The following is a 17,939-nucleotide window of genomic DNA, read 5'->3' on the forward strand; positions in this document are numbered from 1 at the left end:
TATTTTTGATAAATACAGGAGAATCCTATGGCCAGAGCCAGCGCACGTCATATTTTGGTTAAAACCGAAGAGCAATGTAACAACCTGAAAGCCGAAATTGCCAATGGCGCCAGTTTCAGCGAATTGGCACAGCAACATTCACTGTGCCCATCCGGCAAGCAAGGCGGTGACTTAGGCGAATTCGGCCGTGGCCAAATGGTGCAAGAATTCGATACCGTCGTGTTCAGCGCACCGGTCGGCGAAGTGCAAGGCCCGGTTAAAACCCAGTTTGGTTATCATTTGGTGGAAGTGACGAAGCGCAACGATTGAAAATACCAACGAGTTGGAATCGAAATGCGCCGTAAGTGCCATATTATTATCGCCATATTCACCGCTGGCCCATGATTCCGCATTTGCTTGAGCATAAGCTTGCGTAAACATTGACAGATGGTGATAAAAATTAAGTGAAAGGTATTTTATGCTGACGATAGACCCAAAATTGGAAGAAAAATTAAAAACACTGGCTAAACAGGAGCATAGTTCGCCGGATGAAATTGTTACCCGGCTGGTCGATGAGTATATCCAACGGAAACAGGCATCTGGATTGTTGCTTGATATCATTAACGATCTGCCTGAAATAGCGTGCTTCAAATATCAAAATCCGCTGGACATGCAAATGCAATTGCGCGATGAGTGGCATTAAGTATCTGCTTGACACCAATATTATTATCGGACTGTATCAACGCAATCCGATGGTTCTGGATTTATTAAAGTCCAAGCAAGTTAAAATCGGCGAATGTGCTTATAGCTCGATAACCCGCATGGAGTTACTGAGCTATCCCGCGATAACGCTTGCGGATATTAAAACCATCGAATCTTTACTGGCTCGAATGACGAACTTGTCCATCATTATTGGCATTGAAAACAGAGCAATCGAAATCAGGCGCAATCAACAAATGAAATTACCCGATTCAATCATTTCTGCAACGGCTCAGCACCATCAGCTTGAATTGCTGACACTGGATAAGAGATTAATGGGAAAACAGTAAAAGTATTCATGGTATGAACCAGCATATACAAAACCGAGCAAGACAAATCCTGATCCACGGTCTGGCATTGGTGTTGGTCGGCATCATTTGGGGGTTAGTGATACCGCATGCGCCTTTTCCACGATTGGCTTTAAGTGCGCATATTCAAGCTGTACTGAACGGCATGTTGTTCATTTTGATGGCGGTATTGCTTCTTACACTGCCGCATCGGGTTAGCGCGCGCTCGGCTTTGGTCATGCTGATTGCGGTTTGTTTGACGTGGCTTACCGTCATTTCCGAAGTCGCCAATGCCTGGTGGGGTACTGCGGAGTCGCTCTCAATCGCCGCGCAGCAGGCCGGTACGAGCGGCGGCGCTGTGTGGCAGGAACAGTTTGTCAAACTGACGCATATCCCGGCCATTATCGGGCTGATCGTCGCTTGGATACTGCTCATCGCCGGATTTGTGCAAAAACCCGATTCTCACGATTAATCCATCCCGCTTATCGCAATTACAGCAGCGCCCGCTATCCGGCGGGATTCATTCATGACAGATTCCCCAAAGAACACACAAACCCGCTGGCAGAGCATCAAAAAAGCAGCGCAATTTATCGCGCCGTACCGGCGCCAGGTCGTCTATAGTTTGCTGGCGCTATTATTTACCGCCACGATTACGTTGTCGATCGGGCAAGGTATCCGGTTGATGATCGATCAGGGATTCGCCACGCAATCCAAGGAATTGCTAAGCCAGTATGTGATGATCTTTTTACTGCTGGTGATCGCCTTGGCCATCGGCACGTTTACGCGCTATTACTGGGTTACCTGGCTGGGCGAGCGGGTGATTGCCGATATCCGAAGCAAAGTATTCAACCATCTGATCCATCTGCATCCGGGCTTTTTCGAGGAAAACCGCAGCCTCGAAATCCAGTCGCGCTTGACTGCCGATATGACGTTGCTGCAAACCGTGATCGGCTCATCGGTATCGTTCGCGTTGCGCAATTTGATCATGATGATCGGCGGTATCGTCTGGTTATTTATCACCAACGCCAAGTTGACCGCGCTGGTGACGATTTGCGTGCCGCTGGTGGTAGTGCCGATCTTGATTTATGGCCGCCGCGTGCGGCATTTGTCGCGCCAAAGTCAGGACAAAATTGCCGCGGTCGGCGCCTATGTCGGCGAAGTGCTGGGGCAGATCAAAACCGTGCAGGCCTACAATCACCAATCCATCGATCAACGCACCTTTTACACGCAGGTTGAGGAAGCTTTCGCCGTCGCCAAGCAACGCACGCTGCAACGTTCATTGTTGATCACCCTGGTGATTTTGCTGGTGATGGGGGCTGTCGGATTGATGCTGTGGGTCGGCGGTATCGATGTGATCGAAGGCCGGATCAGCGCAGGCGAGCTAGCGGCGTTTGTTTTCTACAGCGTGATCGTCGGTTCCGCCGTTGCATCGATTTCGGAAGTCATCGGTGAATTGCAGCGCGCCGCAGGCGCCGCCGAGCGCACAATGGAATTGTTGCAAGCGCCGAATCTGATTCAGTCGCCGCAAAATCCCCATCTCCTGCCCAATGTATCGGGAAATATCGCCATCGATCAACTGTGTTTCGCTTACTCTTCCCGTCCCGATGTGCTAGCCATCGACAATCTGACCTTGACGGTCCGGGCAGGCGAAACGCTAGCGCTGGTCGGCCCTTCCGGCGCGGGCAAGTCGACGTTGTTTGATTTGCTGCTGCGCTTTTTTGACAGCCAATCCGGCTCCATTAAGCTGGAAGGCATCGATATCCGGGATCTCGATCTGTTTGCTTTGCGCCGCTGCTTTGCGCTGGTATCGCAAAACCCGGCGCTATTTTACGGCACCGTCGGTGACAATCTGCGCTACGCCCGCCCCGATGCCAGCGATGCGGATGTGCAAGCGGCGGCTGAAGCTGCTTACGCGCATGAGTTTATCTGCCAATTACCGCAAGGCTATCAAACGCATTTGGGAGATGCCGGTTTGGGTTTATCGGGCGGACAAAAACAACGCTTGGCGATTGCCCGGGCGATTCTGGCGAATGCGCCGATTCTGCTGCTGGACGAAGCCACCAGTGCGCTGGACGCGCAAAGCGAGTATTGGGTGCAGCAAGCATTGCAGCAACTGATGCGCAACCGCACCACCTTGGTCATCGCGCACCGCTTGGCTACGGTGCAATCCGCCGACCGGATTGCCGTGCTCGATCATGGACGGCTGGATGCCATCGGAACGCATGCGCAATTGCTGCAATCCAGTCTGCTATACGCACAACTGGCGGCATTGCAATTCCGCTCACTCGTTATTGATTGACTGGCTCTGATTTTCCTGAAGATCACGGTAAGAAGGCATGTAGTCACTGGCAAAAGTCAGTCCGGTTTTTTGCACGACCTCGATCAAGGCGGAGCGCGCCACATGCATGCCAAGCGCAAGATGAATCAGTGTTTTGATCGATACGGACCCGTTCAGCACCAATTTAATCAACTGCATTGCATCCACACTGCCATCCGGATAGACCGCGCTCATCAATGCTTCCGGCGGAGAAAACTCGACCGGATCGACAATCGCGCGAATCGCGAGAAATGAGATACCGGCATCGGCTGCCACTTTTGCTATCGCTGCCGTTTCCATATCCGCCGCGCAAGCACCTGTCGCTTCCCCCAGTGCAAGTTTTTCCTGAGAAGAGGTCAGCGGTTCTTCGCAAGATGCCAGAATCCCGCCAGCGACAGTGACAGTGACATGTTTTGTCATTATACCTGCCAGCCGGTTACGCCATTCCAAATCCACCGGCAGGATCTCACCGTTCATCATAACCGCTTCGGGCAACACCAGGTCCCCGGGAATCAGCTCGTTATTCACTGCGGCCGCTACACCAAAACTGACCAGGGCATTGATATCCTGTTCACACAATTTCAATGCTGCGCCACGTGCCGCCTTGCTTCCGATGCTGCTAAGACACAACGAGGTTCTCTCTCCGATCTCGACTACCTGATAAAGCGGAAAGCGCTGCTTCTCCACTAAGCAGCTTGCTTCAGATTTCAGCGCTGAAACAACTCCAATAATTTTCAATTAGTGATTTCCCTTGTCAAAGTACGATAGCGCGCTAACGCCCATATTGGGAAGAATTTTGAGTAACCGTGATAGCGCAGATAGAAAACCCGCGGAAAGCCCGGTGCGGTAAACCACGGTTCTTCCCACAAATGATCGTTGGATTGATTATGCAGCAGATACTGGATTCCTCTGCGTACCGATTCGCTATGAACTTCACCCGCCGCCATCAGACCCAACACAGCCCAGGCCGTTTGGAATGCCGTACTGGTCTCGGGAAACCGGCCTGCCAGCTGGGTATCCAGATAGGAATCATTGGTTTCCCCCCAGCCGCCATCCACTCTTTGCACCGATTCCAGCCACTTCACGGCACGGCGCACCGAATGATGCTGCATATCGAATTTGGCCAGCCGGAAAGCTTCCAGCACCGACCAGGTGCCATAAACATAATTCGTCCCCCAACGTCCGAACCAGGAGCCATCTTTTTCCTGTTCCAGCAGCAAAAAACTGATGCCGCGCCAAACTTCGCGCTGATGTTTGCCGTATCTTCCCAGTAAACCGACACAACGCGCCGTTACGTCACTGGTGGGTGGATCGATCAGCGCACCATGATCGGCGAATGGAATTTCATTCAAATAGTGATGGACATTATCAATATCGAATGCCGCAAAACCGCCATTGCGTGATTGCATACCCGCGAGCCAATTGGCTGCACGCTCCAGCGATTTGTGATGCCGTTCCGCTGCGCCCTGCTCCAATGCCCAAGCCACCGCAGCAGTATCGTCGAGATCCGGATAGTGCGGATTGGCATACTGGAAAGCCCAGCCGCCGCCCGGCAGATCGGGGCGCTTATCGCGCCAATCGCCCGGTTCCTCCAGAACTTGCTGTTCAACCAGCCAATCCAGTGCTTTCAACACCGGTTCCTGGTCGGTCGTCGGATCTTCCTGCAATGCCAAGCTCGTCAGCACCGTATCCCAGACCGGCGATGTGCAGGGTTGACACCACATGCGCTCCCCCTCATCGACCAGCAATCCGCGCAACGCGTTACGGCATTGCACGCGATTCGGGTGATCGTAGCCATAGCCGAGCAAGGTCAATGCTTCATGCGCGTTGACCATGGCTGGGAAAATAGCACCGATACCGCATTCACCGTTCAAGCGCTCGAGCGTCCAGCGCTCCGCCTTACGGATCGAGTATTGCCGGATTGATTGCGGCAGCTTTGGCTCTACGCGTGACAAGACGCGCTCAACCAGCATAAAAGCGCGCTTCAGCAGCGTATCCGCCTTGGGAAAATAATTCTTTTCCTCTTCGGGCGGCACGATGAACAACTCGCGGATATCCACTTTACGCGGATTGATCGCACGCGCCTTCAGCGTGCACAGGATGGACAGCGGTATCATCACGGTGCGTGACCAATACGAAACCTTGCTGATATGAAAAGGAAACCAGCTTGGCAACAGTACCAGCTCCGTCGGCACCACCGGCACGCCGTGCCAGGGAATTTGGTCGTACATGGCCAGCAGCAAACGGGTAAAGACATTCGCTTTAGCCGCCCCACCATAATGCAGAATTGCTTCGCGCGCGCGCGCCATATGCGGCGCATCGGGTGAATCACCCGCCAGCTTCAACGCATAATACGATTTAATCGTACAGCTGATATCAAACGCACCACCATAGTATAGTGGCCAGCCGCCATGCGTCATATCTTGTTTGTCACGGATAAAGCGGGCAATTTTGTTTTCCAGAATGACGTCGATTTCGTCCATGAAATGCATCATCAAAATATATTCGGCCGGGATGGTGCAGTCCGCCTCGAGCGGAAAACACCAATGTCCGTCCGCATTCTGTAATGCCAGCATGGCCGCATGCGCTTGGGCAAATTTTGTTTCCAGCTCGGCGGCGTCGATTCCATCCTGATGCAGGGTTGAGGCAGTATGCAATTCAGGTGTTTCGCCGCTCACAGTAAAATCATCCCGTTGCTGCGATACATCCGCTATTCTTTGAAATCCGTCCATATATTCCTAAGCACTCATTACGTTACAAATTCCCAATGGATAAAGCATCCGCCACCTTCAACTTCATTTTGTTTCTACATACAAAAGCCTTTCTGTCAATAGCCGATAGGAATGAACCTGACGTGATGATCGGTGCGCATCATTTTTTCTTTTTCCCGTCTTGATCAAAAGGATTGTCCTGAAAAGGCTCGTAATAAAGATCCAACGGCAGTTTACCATCGTGCACGAGAAATTCACGTTGCTGCATGGAAGCTTCGCGCACGAATAAATAAGGATCTATCGCTGCTTCATCACGTATTTTCATCGGCCCCATCAAACGAGCACGTTTATCAATAGCACCCAGGATGGTCAGGGGCGCCGCAAAATAGGAACCTACCACAATACCTGTATAAAACAACACATTAGTAAAAATACCCACGGGAATATTGGTTACGTCACGCTCACTACTCGGACCGATAAAGGGGATGAACAAATAAGACCCGGGATTCACACCCCAAACACCCAGCGTTTGGCCAAAATCTTCATCATTCTTCTGCAACCCCATATGTGATGCCATATCAAAAAGCCCGAGCATTCCCACCGTTGAGTTCACAAAAAAACGCAACGTATCGGAAGCACCTTGCTTCACTTTGCCCTGCAGAAAAGAATTCAGCATGACATTGGGATAGGATAAGTTATCATAGAAATTGCCGATCGACCGCTGCGCGGCATTAGGAACATAGTCAATGTAGGCGTTGACAATGGGCACAAACACCGTCCGATCCACCTTGTCGGTAAAATCATAAGAAGCGCGATTAATCTTTTCGTGCGGATCAACCGGATCCACTTCCGGATCACCATTTTTCGGTACTGATGCACAGCCTTGTACAGCAATGGTACAGATAAACAACAAAATAACAATCAGATAACTATGATTTATTAGCGGATTCGTATTTCTCAAAATACCATTTTTCTCGTTCATTTAGGTGTAAAACAATCGACCTGCAAATTTCATAGCAAGAAAACCATTGATCATCGTTGTAGTCGGCTTGACCTGGTGATCCCCAGATTCCGCAACCAAACGGCAACGGCGAACCATCTTTAGCTACCTGCCTGTTCCTATATGTATTTTCAGTCAAAATTGATTAGACCGAAGTATACACTACTACTTTGGACCATGTTTTATCGCATTTACCATCCCGGCCTTGCGGAAAAACCACTTTTTCTCATTTGAAATTGATGGGATTGAATTAAACTTAGGTTTCGCGTTCTCCGTGCACTATTTCGACCAACTTCAATGCCTGCAATTCCATTTCTATAACGATATCATCAACTTTGGCACGGAAGTGGCGGTAGAAAATCATACTGGGTATGGCGACCAGAATCCCGAAGGCGGAATTATACAAAGCCACGGAAATTCCGTAGGCAAGCTGTACCGGGTTACTACCGGCGGGCGAATTCGATCCGAAAATCTCAATCATGCCGACTAAAGTACCAAATAGCCCCATCAGAGGACTCAATGCGGCAATCGTTCCCAATGTTGTCAGATAGCGATTCAAATCATGCACAATCACACGGCCGGACTCTTCGATCGACTCTTTCATGATTTCGCGCGTACTTTTAACATTCTTAAGTCCGGATGCAAGAATTTGTCCCAAAGGAGAGTGCTTCTGCAAGCGCGTCAGCATTTCGGGATTCACGCCATTGCGCTTATATTCATTCAGCACTCTGGGCAGTAATTCTTTCGGCGCAATAATGCTCAATCGCAGTGTCCACATGCGCTCCCCAATAATTCCCACGGCCACGACGGAAGCAATGATAATAGGCCAAATCGGCCAACCGGCCGCCTGAATTAACGATAACACGTAATAGTCTCCTCACTCATTCTAGATCCGGGTATCATTCTGTGTCCCACTATATTACCCGATTGGCATATTTTATAACTAAGAAACCGGTGCGGCATGCAATGTATCGCAATACGAAATTTGCTGCAAAAAATGATCGGTTTTCTATCCACAATTTCTGTGGATAAGTATGTGAGTATGTCACCAATAGGAGAATTAAGTGACCAGATTCAAACATTTTTTCTACCTTGATTATTTTTTAATCTCACACAATATTGGTTAACAAACAATAACTTATATGGAATTATAGCACTTTCCCGGACTTCAGCATTATGCTGATTGCCACGATGAATCATGCGGATAATGACATATTTTCACGATGAGCCTCTTTCCTTTTCCCCTAACGAATCTTACACACAAAGTGCTCACGGTCAGTGAGTTGAATAACAACACCAAGCAATTCCTGGAACAAAACATTCCGTTGCTGTGGGTAAAAGGTGAAGTCTCGAATCTGAAGTGCTATCAATCCGGTCACTGGTACTTCTCGCTCAAGGATGCCGGCGCGCAAATCCGTTGTGTGCTGTTCAGCCACAAGCATCAATACCTGGATTGGCAGCCTAAAGATGGCATGCAAGTCGAAGTGCTGGCACTGGTCACTCTCTATGAACCCCGCGGGGATTTTCAGCTCAACGTTGAAACGATGCGGCGCGCCGGTTTAGGAGAATTATTCGAGGCATTCGAGAAGCTTAAAGCAAAACTGGACACAGCCGGATTGTTTGATCCGGTGAAGAAACAACCACTGCCTGCATTCCCGAAACAAATCGGTATCGTCACCTCTCCCGATACAGCGGCATTGCGCGATGTTCTATCGACATTGCAACGCCGCATGCCATCCCTGCCGGTTATCATCTACCCTGCTTTGGTACAAGGAAAAACCGCGGCCAGTATGATCGCTGCGGCAATAACAACGGCCAGTCAGCGTGCGGAATGCGATGTGCTGATCGTATGCCGTGGCGGCGGCAGTATCGAAGATTTATGGGCATTCAACGAGGAAATCGTTGCCCTTGCCATCGCTGCCAGCGCCATTCCGGTGATCAGCGGTATCGGTCACGAAACCGATTTTACCATCGCGGATTTTGCCGCCGATGTTCGCGCACCAACGCCAACCGCAGCCGCTGAAATGGCAAGCAAGGATCGTAAGGAATTAAGCCAACGCCTGCACGCACTGCAGCAGCGCATGGCTCGCATCATGTTGCATCGCGTAGAGAATGTCATGCAACGGATCGATATTCTGTCGCATCGTCTCATTTATCCGGGCGATCGGATCAAACAGCAATCCCTTCATTTGCACCATCTGCATGACCGGCTCAGCAAAACTTACACTCATCAAATGGAAAGAAAGCAGTGGAAATTATTCGAATTCAATCGACGTCTGGCAGTGGCAAGTCCCAATATCGCTAGAATCGGAGAACAACAACAGGAATTGGCCGCTCGTTTCCATTCTGCATATATCCGCCATTTCGAGATCTTGTCAGTCAAGCTTCAGCATATGCAAGCACAGTTATCCCATTTGAATCCGCAATCAGTACTGGAGCGCGGATACAGCATCACGTACACCTTGCAGAACACCATCGTCCATGACAGCAAACAAATTCATTGCGGTGATCGAATTCAGGTAAAATTCGCGCACGGAATGTGCGAAGCGGATGTTACAAAAATCAGTAGCTCCCAAGAAAACGCTGAATAATTCGTCGTGCAAGATCAGATGCAAAGCGGATGGAACGCAGGAAATGAGGCATATCATAGAGATAGTCGAGTTTCCGGGCGCCACCCAACGCAGCAGACCGCTTGCACAGACAATTATTCAACGTTTCCCTAACGCACAAACACTCACGCAATCTTTACTTTATTTCACAAAAACCAGAAGGACTGGATCGCCGATGCCAAAAACTTTTCTCATCTTAGGTACACTGAATACGGTTTTATGTATCGCATTGGGCGCTTTCGGCGCGCACGGCCTGAAACGGGTATTATCGGCCGATATGCTGACGGTCTATCACACCGCTGTGCAATACCATTTTTATCACGCCTTTGGAATCGTCGTCGTCGGCTTACTGTTGCTGCATTTCCCGAAATCCCGCCTCATACCGATCTCCGGCTGGCTGATGATGACGGGCATTGTATTGTTCAGTTTCAGCCTGTATGCACTTAGCGTAACCGAGGTGCGCGGACTCGGCATGATCACGCCGTTCGGTGGTGTTTCGTTCCTCACCGCCTGGTTATTGCTTGCCTATGCCATCTGGAAAGAAAAATGAAATGACTGGTCGCGCCTATCCCTGCCTACATTGCCATTTTCCGGTGTAAAGCGGCCATTTCTTTATTACGTTCCACTGCTTTCGTATATTCCCGCAATAAAGCTTCATGGTGCGCCCGGAAATCTTGGCCTTCCCGACCATAATATTCGCTATGATGCTTATATTCTTCCAACAGTTTTTTTTGCTCCTCGGCTTTGGCACTCATTTCATCAACTTCTCTTTCATACATCTCGGCCAATCCGATATGGTCAAATTTAGTTTTTGCTTGAGCTTCAGCCTTGTCCATTTTTCCTAACTCTGCAATCGACACACAAGGGACAAATAAAGTGGAAGTAATCAAAACTATGATCATTATCTTTGTTCGCATGGTAAATTTCCTCAATTTGACAATTAAAAAGCAAACTCCAGTGCTACTATCCATACTCGACAAGCTTCCTGCTCATAATAACAAACTATCCGAAATCCACAAATGCTAAATGGATAAACCAAGCGATCAATTAGATTGAAGAGAAAAACAACATGAAACTACTGTTTTTATTTATTCTACTTTGCTGTATCGGTCTTCTAGGTTATGCGCAATTTTTACAGCACGCGCAAGGATTGTTACCCTGCCCGTTGTGCGTGGCACAGCGTGTTGCTTACTGGCTATTGGGGTTAACCGCGCTGCTCGCGTTTCTTCATAACCCCAAAATGATCGGACGCCAGATCTACGGTTTCTTGTTATGTGGATTCGCCTTCACGGGCATAGTCATCGCCGCGCGGCATGCGTGGCTGATACGATATCCTGAAGCGTTTGAATGCGGCATCAGTCCCGAAGAAGCTTTTCTAAATTCTTTGCCGATCGCCGCTTGGTGGCCTGGAATGTTCGAAGCCAATGGTGATTGCGCCAATATCGATTGGCAGTTTTTATCGCTCACTATCCCCGATTGGTCATTGATTGCTTTTACGAGCCTGGGAAGTCTCGCGCTTTATGTGTTATTGGCTAAAAAATAACCCGACTGCAGGTTGATTAGGCTCGCGGGTGATGCCTGGCGTGCAACTGTTTCAGGCGTTCACGTGCGATATGGGTGTAAATTTGCGTGGTGGAAATATCGGCATGTCCAAGCAGCAATTGCACTACTCGCAAATCTGCACCGTGATTCAACAGATGGGTAGCAAAAGCATGCCGCAAGGTGTGCGGGGAAAGCTGCTTCTCGATGCCGACAACTTGCGCATAGCGTTTAATCAAATACCAAAATGCCTGACGTGTCATAGCCGCACCGCGCGCTGTTACAAATATGGTATCCGTGACAATACCATTTAACAGCGCAGGCCTTGCTTCTTTGGTATAACGACTTAACCACTCAAGAGACTCTTCTCCCAATGGTGCAAGACGCTCCTTTCTGCCTTTGCCCATGACTCGCAAAACGCCCATGTCCATACCGAGCTGCGAATACTTCAAATTGATCAATTCCGATACACGTAATCCGCTGGCGTACAAAACTTCCAGCATGGCACGATCGCGTAAACCGAGTGGATATTTAAGATCAGGAGCACTCAGCAACAACTCGACTTCTTGCTCTGTCAAGCTCTCCGGCAAGCTACGCTGCAATTTCGGCGTTTCAATATTAAGACTTGGGTCCGTGGTAATTTTTCCCTGACGTAATAAAAAACGATAGAAACGCTTTAGGCTGGATAATTCACGACTGGTCGTACTGGCCTTGATCTTAGCGGAAACTCTGGAGGCTAAAAATTCAAGCAGATCGGTATGTGTAGCATCAGTCAGTACCCTGTTATCTTGATTGCGCTTTCTAAGCCATTCGCTGAAAAGTTGCAAATCATTGCGATAACTGTCGAGCGTATTGCGCGATAAGCCATCTTCCAGCCATAAAGCATCGGAAAATTCATCCAGCAGACCGGCATTGAGTTCAGGCGCTCTCATGCTGCAATAACCAACGTTTGATTTCGAGAGGATTTCCATCACTCGCATTCATGAAACCTCCTAATCCGCCATTTTTGGAAATAACCCGATGGCAAGGTATGATGATCGGTATCCGGTTGGCGCCGCATGCTCTGCCTACTGCTCTGGGTGCAGAGTGCAATTGCACTGCAATTTCCGCATAACTGCTCGTTTCTCCACTCGGAATTGCCTGAATAACCTGCCACACGCGCTGCTGATGAGTTGTTCCGCCGATATGCAAACTTAGATCAAATATAAAATCCGGTTTGATCAGATAAGCTTGCAACTGCCTGCAAACCTCTTTCGCCAGCAAAGTTTGCGGCGCTAATGTACCGGTATCGACCGGCAAATAGTCAATGGCAGTAAGCCAATCTTCTTCCGTTTTGATACCGAGTACAGCAAATGGTGTCAGCAGCTTTGCCTGATACGTTTCGATTGAATCTGCAATTTGATTTTTTTTTGATCTACTCACTGTTTACCTGAGCATTTACCTGAAAAATTGTTCAACGCTTCTGTATGCAAACGATGGACAGCTGAAATACAGAGAAGTTTCAAGCGAAACTTGAATCTTCCGGCATCATCAGGGTGATGCCGGAAGTTTGATCGGAAGTAAGAAACTTTATCGGTTTCAGGATTTCAACAATAACAACTCATTCAATCTTTTCACAAATGCGGCTGGATCTTCGAGTTGACCACCTTCAGCCAACAAGGCTTGTTCAAATAATAAATGACTCCAGTCTTCGAAATTTTCTATTTCAGTTTTCAATCGTTGAACCATCGGATGGTGCGGATTAATTTCCAGGATCGGTTTGCTATGTTGCACTTTTTGTCCCGCGGATTTCAGCAGTCTCTCGAGATTACTGCCCATGTCATAAGTATCCGCAACCAAGCAAGCAGGCGATTCGGTTAAACGGAAAGTAACACGCACATCCTTTACTTGCTCACTGAGTGTTTGTTTCATTTTTTCTGTCAGTTCATGGAAAGCATTAGTTTCTTTTTCACGTTCTTCTTTCTCGGTCTCGTCTTCCAGATCTCCCAAATCTAAGCCGCCTTTCGCGACTGATTGCAGCAGTTTTTCATCAAATTCGGTTAAATTACTGACGAGCCATTCATCAATACGATCCGACAGTAATAACACTTCAATGCCTTTTTTACGGAAAATTTCCAAGTGCGGACTGTTCTGTGCGGCTTTCAGGCTATCGGCAGTCACATAATAAATCTTTTCCTGACCTTCTTTCATGCGCTGCACATAATTATCTAGTGAAACAGCCGGTTCCTCAGTATCACTATGCGTAGTCGTGAAACGCAGCAACTTCGCGATGCGCTCGCGGTTGGCAAAATCTTCGCCGATTCCTTCTTTCAAAACTTGACCAAACTCACGATAGAATGTCTTATATTTTTCTTCTCCTTCTTCATCCCCATTTTTGGATAAATCCTCGATCAATCCCAGCACTTTTTTGACTACACCGGCACGGATCGAGTCGATATCTTTGGATTCCTGTAAGATTTCGCGCGACACATTCAACGGCAGATTATTCGAGTCGATTACACCGCGTACAAAACGCAAGTAGTTCGGCAGCAGTTTTTCTGCATCATCCATAATGAATACACGTTGCACATATAATTTAATTCCATGGCGGCGTTCGCGATCAAACAAATCGAAAGGTGCGCGTGCCGGGATATACAGTAGTTGTGTGTACTCTTGTTTGCCCTCTACGCGCGCATGCAAATAAGCCAATGGTGGCTCAAAATCATGCGCTACATGTTTATAAAATTCATTGTACTGTTCAACGGTAATTTCATTTTTGGGACGCGCCCACAATGCATTGGCCTGGTTAATCGTTTCGTCTTCATCGGTAATTTTATTTTTGCTTTCTTCTTGCAACCATTCTTCCTTTTTCATCACGATCGGCAGCGTAATGTGATCGGAATACTTTCGAATGATATTGCGAATACGCATACCATTGAGAAAATCATCTTCACCATCGCGCAAATGCAGAATGATGTCAGTACCTCTGGCCGACTTCTCAATAGTCTCCAATGTATAATCACCTTCGCCGCTGGATTCCCAGCGCACACCGTGCTCGGCAGTCAATCCCGCACGCCGGGTGATCAAAGTAACCTTGTCGGTAATAATAAATGCGGAATAAAAGCCAACACCAAATTGACCGATTAAATGTGCATCTTTGGCTTGATCACCCGTTAAAGAGTTAAAAAATTCACGGGTGCCTGACTTCGCGATGGTTCCGATATGATCAATGACTTCTTGTCGCGACATACCGATCCCATTGTCGGAGATGGTAATCGTCCGCTCGGCAGCATCATAGCTCACGCGGATTTTAAGATCGGAATCCGATTCATAAAGCGCAGCATCCGTGAGACCTTCAAAACGCAATTTATCAGCCGCATCAGAAGCATTTGAAATCAATTCACGCAAGAAAATTTCCTTATTACTGTATAAGGAATGAATCATTAACTTCAGCAGTTGCTTGGCTTCCGTTTGGAAGCTTAATTGTTCTTTCGTTGTTTCAGCTTGCACATTTATCTCCTTAAATATTTTGTGTTGATATAGGGACTGCACTGAGAAAATCAAGATTGCTTAATAACAAATTGATATTTTTCGTGCAACTCACAACCGCTTCGAAGAATACTTCAAAAAGGAGGTAACTAGATAAAGAGAAAGGAATCTCTCGGTTTTGAGGTGTTTTTTCTGAGAATGTACTGCACAAGGGTATTGGAGCTTAAAATACCCTTGTTTACATATGAAACTACATGGAATTCTGAATTGCGTATAAACTAAGTCCCATCAGCGCTTGAGGAAAAATACCCAAGGCCAGTACCGCAAAACCATTCGCACTCAACAAGATTTTTACATCGCTATTAGGCACAAGCGGTTCTGTGTTTTCAGGCTCATCAAAGTACATCAGCTTGATAATGCGCAGATAATAGAAGGCACCAATCAATGAGAACAATACCGCTGCGACGGCCAGCCAAACATATCCAGCATTGACGACAGCTTGTAATACAGCAAATTTCGCATAAAATCCGATCATTGGCGGAATGCCGGCTAAAGAAAGCATCAGCAACAAAGTGATAAAAGCATACCAACTGTTTCTTTTACTAAGTCCTTTAAAATCATTGAGATTTTCAGCTTCGAATCCGCTCCGGCACAGTAGCATGATCATGGCAAACGTGCCTAATGTCATCAAAACATAAGCAATCACATAAAATAACGCAGAGCTATAACCATTCGAATCGGCACTGATAAACCCAAGCAGTAGGAATCCCATATGTGAAATGGTCGAGTATGCCAACATACGTTTGATATTGGTTTGTGCAATAGCAGCAATATTACCGACTGCCATCGATAAGACAGCGAGAATTATCAGCATTCCTTGCCAGTCAGAAACCATCTCCCCCAATCCCTCAATTAGCAAACGCATGACAAAGCCGAATGCCGCAAACTTAGGTGCGGAACCAATAAATAACGTGACTGCCGTGGGAGCGCCTTGGTAAACATCCGGTGCCCACATGTGAAACGGTGCTGCACTAAGTTTAAAACCGATTCCAGCCACGATGAATACCAGACCGACAACCAATACTTCCTTGCTGCTTGCTTCACTCTGAATAATCTGGGCAAGTTGCGAAATATGCAATGTACCTGTAGCACCATAAACCATCGACATACCATAAAGCAAAAATCCGGAAGCCAGAGCACCTAATACAAAGAATTTCATAGCAGCTTCTGTTGCCACAATGGAATCACGCCGCAACGCGACAAGCGCATAAAGTGACAGTGAGAGCAACTCCAAACCAATGTATAAGGTTAGAAAATGACTGGCAGAAATCATAACCATCATTCCCAAGGTTGCAAAAAGTATCAAACTAAAAAATTCACCTTTTAGTAACCCGCGATCACTGATATAGGAATGAGAATATACAAGAACAGCCGATACTGTGGTATACACCATCAGTTTCAGGATATCTGCCATCGCATCATCCACATACATACCGTAAAAAGTCTGTTTGATTTCGGTAGAAAATGATATAAACGTCAATATAGCACAGCCTAATAGTGTAACTTGTGTCAGCAGATAAGCTACATAACGTCTATTGTCACCTGCAGTGAGGTCAGCCAGCATGACCACGCACACCATGATGAGCATAAAAATCTCGGAAGAGGCCGGTGCAAAATCAGGCGGTATAAAGTTCATTAATTCTTAATCCTTATATCTGAAGCTTTTATTGTTTCAAAATCACTTTTTATAACTTACTGTTATTGACATGTGTTAACAGCTGATCGACTGTCGTGTGCATAACTTCAGTTAAAGGATAAGGATGAAGGCCGACCCATAAAACTGAGACTGCTAAAATGACCAATAATGCAAACTCACGTTTTGAAATATCCTGCAAACTCTCAACTGCCGGGCTTGCCACAGCTCCGAATATCACTCGCTTATACATCCACAGCGTATAGGCAGCGCCAAAAATCAGTGTGGTCGCGGCCAGAAATGCGTACCAGAAGTTAACTTTGATTGCACCCATAATGACCATAAATTCGCCGACAAAACCGCTCGTTCCTGGCAATCCGGCATTTGCCATCGCAAATAACATGAAGAAGGCAGCAAAGATGGGCATTTTGTTGACAACTCCACCATAATCTGCAATCTGACGGGAATGTAATCTATCGTACAGCACACCGACACAAAGGAACATCGCACCGGAGATAAATCCATGGGAAATCATTTGCACCATGGCACCTTCAATTCCATAGGCATTTAACAAAAAGAATCCTAATGTAACAAACCCCATATGCGCAACTGACGAATAAGCAATCAGCTTTTTCATATCGACTTGCATTAATGCGATCAAGCCGATATAAACAACGGCAACCAAAGATAGCACAATCATCATATCAGCCAAATAGAGACTGGCATCAGGCACAATCGGTAATGAGAAACGTAAAAATCCGTAGCCGCCTAATTTGAGCAAAATCGCCGCTAAAACGACCGATCCACCGGTTGGTGCTTCAACGTGCGCATCCGGTAACCAGGTATGTACCGGCCACATCGGTACTTTAACTGCGAATGCCAGTAAGAATGCGATGAATATAAAAATTTGAGGTGTCAGCGGAATTGCAAGTTTATGATAGTCTTCAATCGAAAAACTTCCTTCCGATGCTTGATATAAATAAATGAATGCAATCAGCATCAATAATGAGCCGAGCAACGTATAGAGAAAAAACTTAATGGCGGCGTAAACCCGATTAGGACCGCCCCATATGCCGATAATCAAAAACATCGGTATTAAAGAAGCTTCCCAGAATACATAAAATAGAATGGCATCCAGTGACGCAAAAACGCCATTCACAATACCGGACATCACAAGAAATGCACCCATATATTGTGATACACGCTCTCTTATCACTTCCCATCCAGCAACGACGATCAATGGTGTAATAAAACAATTCAACAAAATCAGCGGCATCGATATGCCATCAACACCAAGATGATAATTGACATTAAAACGTTCAAACCAAATGTGATTTTCCACAAATTGCATTGCACCCGTGGTGGGGTCAAAGTTACTGCACAGTGGAATTGCTACCAGAAACCCTAATACCGATCCTACCAGAGCTATCCAACGAGCAAGTTGCGCGTTGTTATCATTTCCGGTTGTAAAGACGGCAATACCAAATACAATAGGCAGCCAGATAATTAAACTCAATAGTGGGAACTCAAACGACATGCTTATTCCGTTTTATTTGTTTGTACTTATAAGTAGAATT

At 47.1% G+C, this 17,939-nt stretch carries 18 protein-coding genes; 8 read left to right on the forward strand and 10 right to left on the reverse strand.

The window, feature by feature from the left end; genetic code table 11:
• The first annotated feature begins 27 nt into the window (after positions 1-27).
• The 5 genes from HRU78_09825 to HRU78_09845 all read left to right on the forward strand — a co-directional run bounded on the left by HRU78_09825 (position 28) and on the right by HRU78_09845 (position 3,324).
• Complete coding sequence (locus HRU78_09825) at positions 28-309, forward strand: peptidylprolyl isomerase (GenBank protein QOJ23905.1); 282 nt, start codon at positions 28-30, stop codon at positions 307-309.
• A 148-nt stretch (positions 310-457) separates the two neighbouring features.
• Positions 458-682 (forward strand): hypothetical protein, encoded by a 225-nt coding sequence (locus HRU78_09830; protein QOJ23906.1) that lies wholly within the window; start codon positions 458-460, stop codon positions 680-682.
• Positions 669-1,028 carry a type II toxin-antitoxin system VapC family toxin gene (locus HRU78_09835; protein QOJ23907.1) on the forward strand — a complete coding sequence of 120 codons (360 nt, stop codon included), beginning with the start codon at positions 669-671 and terminating at the stop codon, positions 1,026-1,028. The genes HRU78_09830 and HRU78_09835 overlap by 14 nt, the downstream gene beginning before the upstream one ends.
• A gap of 13 nt (positions 1,029-1,041) precedes the next feature.
• Positions 1,042-1,497 carry a hypothetical protein gene (locus HRU78_09840; GenBank protein QOJ23908.1) on the forward strand — a complete coding sequence of 152 codons (456 nt, stop codon included), beginning with the start codon at positions 1,042-1,044 and terminating at the stop codon, positions 1,495-1,497.
• Positions 1,498-1,551: 54 nt separating this feature from the next.
• Positions 1,552-3,324 (forward strand): ATP-binding cassette domain-containing protein, encoded by a 1,773-nt coding sequence (locus HRU78_09845; protein ID QOJ23909.1) that lies wholly within the window; start codon positions 1,552-1,554, stop codon positions 3,322-3,324.
• Here HRU78_09845 and HRU78_09850 read toward each other — a convergent pair.
• The 4 genes from HRU78_09850 to HRU78_09865 all read right to left on the reverse strand — a co-directional run bounded on the left by HRU78_09850 (position 3,307) and on the right by HRU78_09865 (position 7,918).
• Positions 3,307-4,080, reverse strand: coding sequence for a phosphorylase (locus HRU78_09850; GenBank protein ID QOJ23910.1), 774 nt, complete (start codon positions 4,078-4,080; stop codon positions 3,307-3,309). The two genes, HRU78_09845 and HRU78_09850, sit on opposite strands and share 18 nt — an antisense overlap.
• Entirely contained in the window at positions 4,077-6,074 is a 1,998-nt protein-coding gene (gene shc / locus HRU78_09855; protein QOJ23911.1) for a squalene--hopene cyclase, read from the reverse strand. The genes HRU78_09850 and shc overlap by 4 nt, the downstream gene beginning before the upstream one ends.
• A gap of 139 nt (positions 6,075-6,213) precedes the next feature.
• Entirely contained in the window at positions 6,214-7,035 is an 822-nt protein-coding gene (locus HRU78_09860; protein ID QOJ23912.1) for a VacJ family lipoprotein, read from the reverse strand.
• A 274-nt stretch (positions 7,036-7,309) separates the two neighbouring features.
• Positions 7,310-7,918 (reverse strand): MotA/TolQ/ExbB proton channel family protein, encoded by a 609-nt coding sequence (locus HRU78_09865; GenBank protein QOJ23913.1) that lies wholly within the window; start codon positions 7,916-7,918, stop codon positions 7,310-7,312.
• A 358-nt stretch (positions 7,919-8,276) separates the two neighbouring features.
• On the opposite strand from HRU78_09865, the gene HRU78_09870 reads away from it, so the two are divergent.
• Both HRU78_09870 and HRU78_09875 read left to right on the forward strand, forming a co-directional pair.
• Positions 8,277-9,644, forward strand: coding sequence for an exodeoxyribonuclease VII large subunit (locus HRU78_09870; GenBank protein ID QOJ23914.1), 1,368 nt, complete (start codon positions 8,277-8,279; stop codon positions 9,642-9,644).
• 193 nt (positions 9,645-9,837) lie between these two features.
• Positions 9,838-10,212, forward strand: a complete 375-nt coding sequence (locus HRU78_09875; protein QOJ23915.1) for a DUF423 domain-containing protein — start codon at positions 9,838-9,840, stop codon at positions 10,210-10,212.
• A 25-nt stretch (positions 10,213-10,237) separates the two neighbouring features.
• Here the strand turns inward: HRU78_09875 and HRU78_09880 are convergent, their stop codons facing one another.
• On the reverse strand, positions 10,238-10,579 hold the full coding sequence (locus tag HRU78_09880) for a hypothetical protein (GenBank protein QOJ23916.1): 342 nt from the start codon (positions 10,577-10,579) through the stop codon (positions 10,238-10,240).
• 152 nt (positions 10,580-10,731) lie between these two features.
• On the opposite strand from HRU78_09880, the gene HRU78_09885 reads away from it, so the two are divergent.
• The gene (locus HRU78_09885) at positions 10,732-11,205 is read left to right on the forward strand and encodes a disulfide bond formation protein B (GenBank protein QOJ23917.1); all 474 of its coding nucleotides are present in this window, start codon (positions 10,732-10,734) and stop codon (positions 11,203-11,205) included.
• A 16-nt stretch (positions 11,206-11,221) separates the two neighbouring features.
• On the opposite strand, the gene xerD is transcribed toward HRU78_09885, so the two are convergent.
• The 5 genes from xerD to HRU78_09910 form a co-directional block, all read right to left on the reverse strand.
• Positions 11,222-12,133 carry a site-specific tyrosine recombinase XerD gene (xerD, locus tag HRU78_09890; GenBank protein ID QOJ23918.1) on the reverse strand — a complete coding sequence of 304 codons (912 nt, stop codon included), beginning with the start codon at positions 12,131-12,133 and terminating at the stop codon, positions 11,222-11,224.
• Entirely contained in the window at positions 12,120-12,623 is a 504-nt protein-coding gene (locus tag HRU78_09895) for a methylated-DNA--[protein]-cysteine S-methyltransferase (protein QOJ23919.1), read from the reverse strand. The genes xerD and HRU78_09895 overlap by 14 nt, the downstream gene beginning before the upstream one ends.
• 156 nt (positions 12,624-12,779) lie before the next feature.
• Complete coding sequence (gene htpG / locus HRU78_09900; GenBank protein ID QOJ23920.1) at positions 12,780-14,690, reverse strand: molecular chaperone HtpG; 1,911 nt, start codon at positions 14,688-14,690, stop codon at positions 12,780-12,782.
• 229 nt (positions 14,691-14,919) lie between these two features.
• Positions 14,920-16,365, reverse strand: coding sequence for an NADH-quinone oxidoreductase subunit NuoN (gene nuoN / locus HRU78_09905; protein QOJ23921.1), 1,446 nt, complete (start codon positions 16,363-16,365; stop codon positions 14,920-14,922).
• A 49-nt stretch (positions 16,366-16,414) separates the two neighbouring features.
• Complete coding sequence (locus HRU78_09910; GenBank protein ID QOJ23922.1) at positions 16,415-17,899, reverse strand: NADH-quinone oxidoreductase subunit M; 1,485 nt, start codon at positions 17,897-17,899, stop codon at positions 16,415-16,417.
• Between the last annotated feature and the right edge of the window lie 40 nt (positions 17,900-17,939).

It is taken from the genome of Gammaproteobacteria bacterium (genome assembly GCA_015709635.1).
Taxonomy (GTDB): Bacteria; Pseudomonadota; Gammaproteobacteria; order Burkholderiales; family Nitrosomonadaceae; genus Nitrosomonas.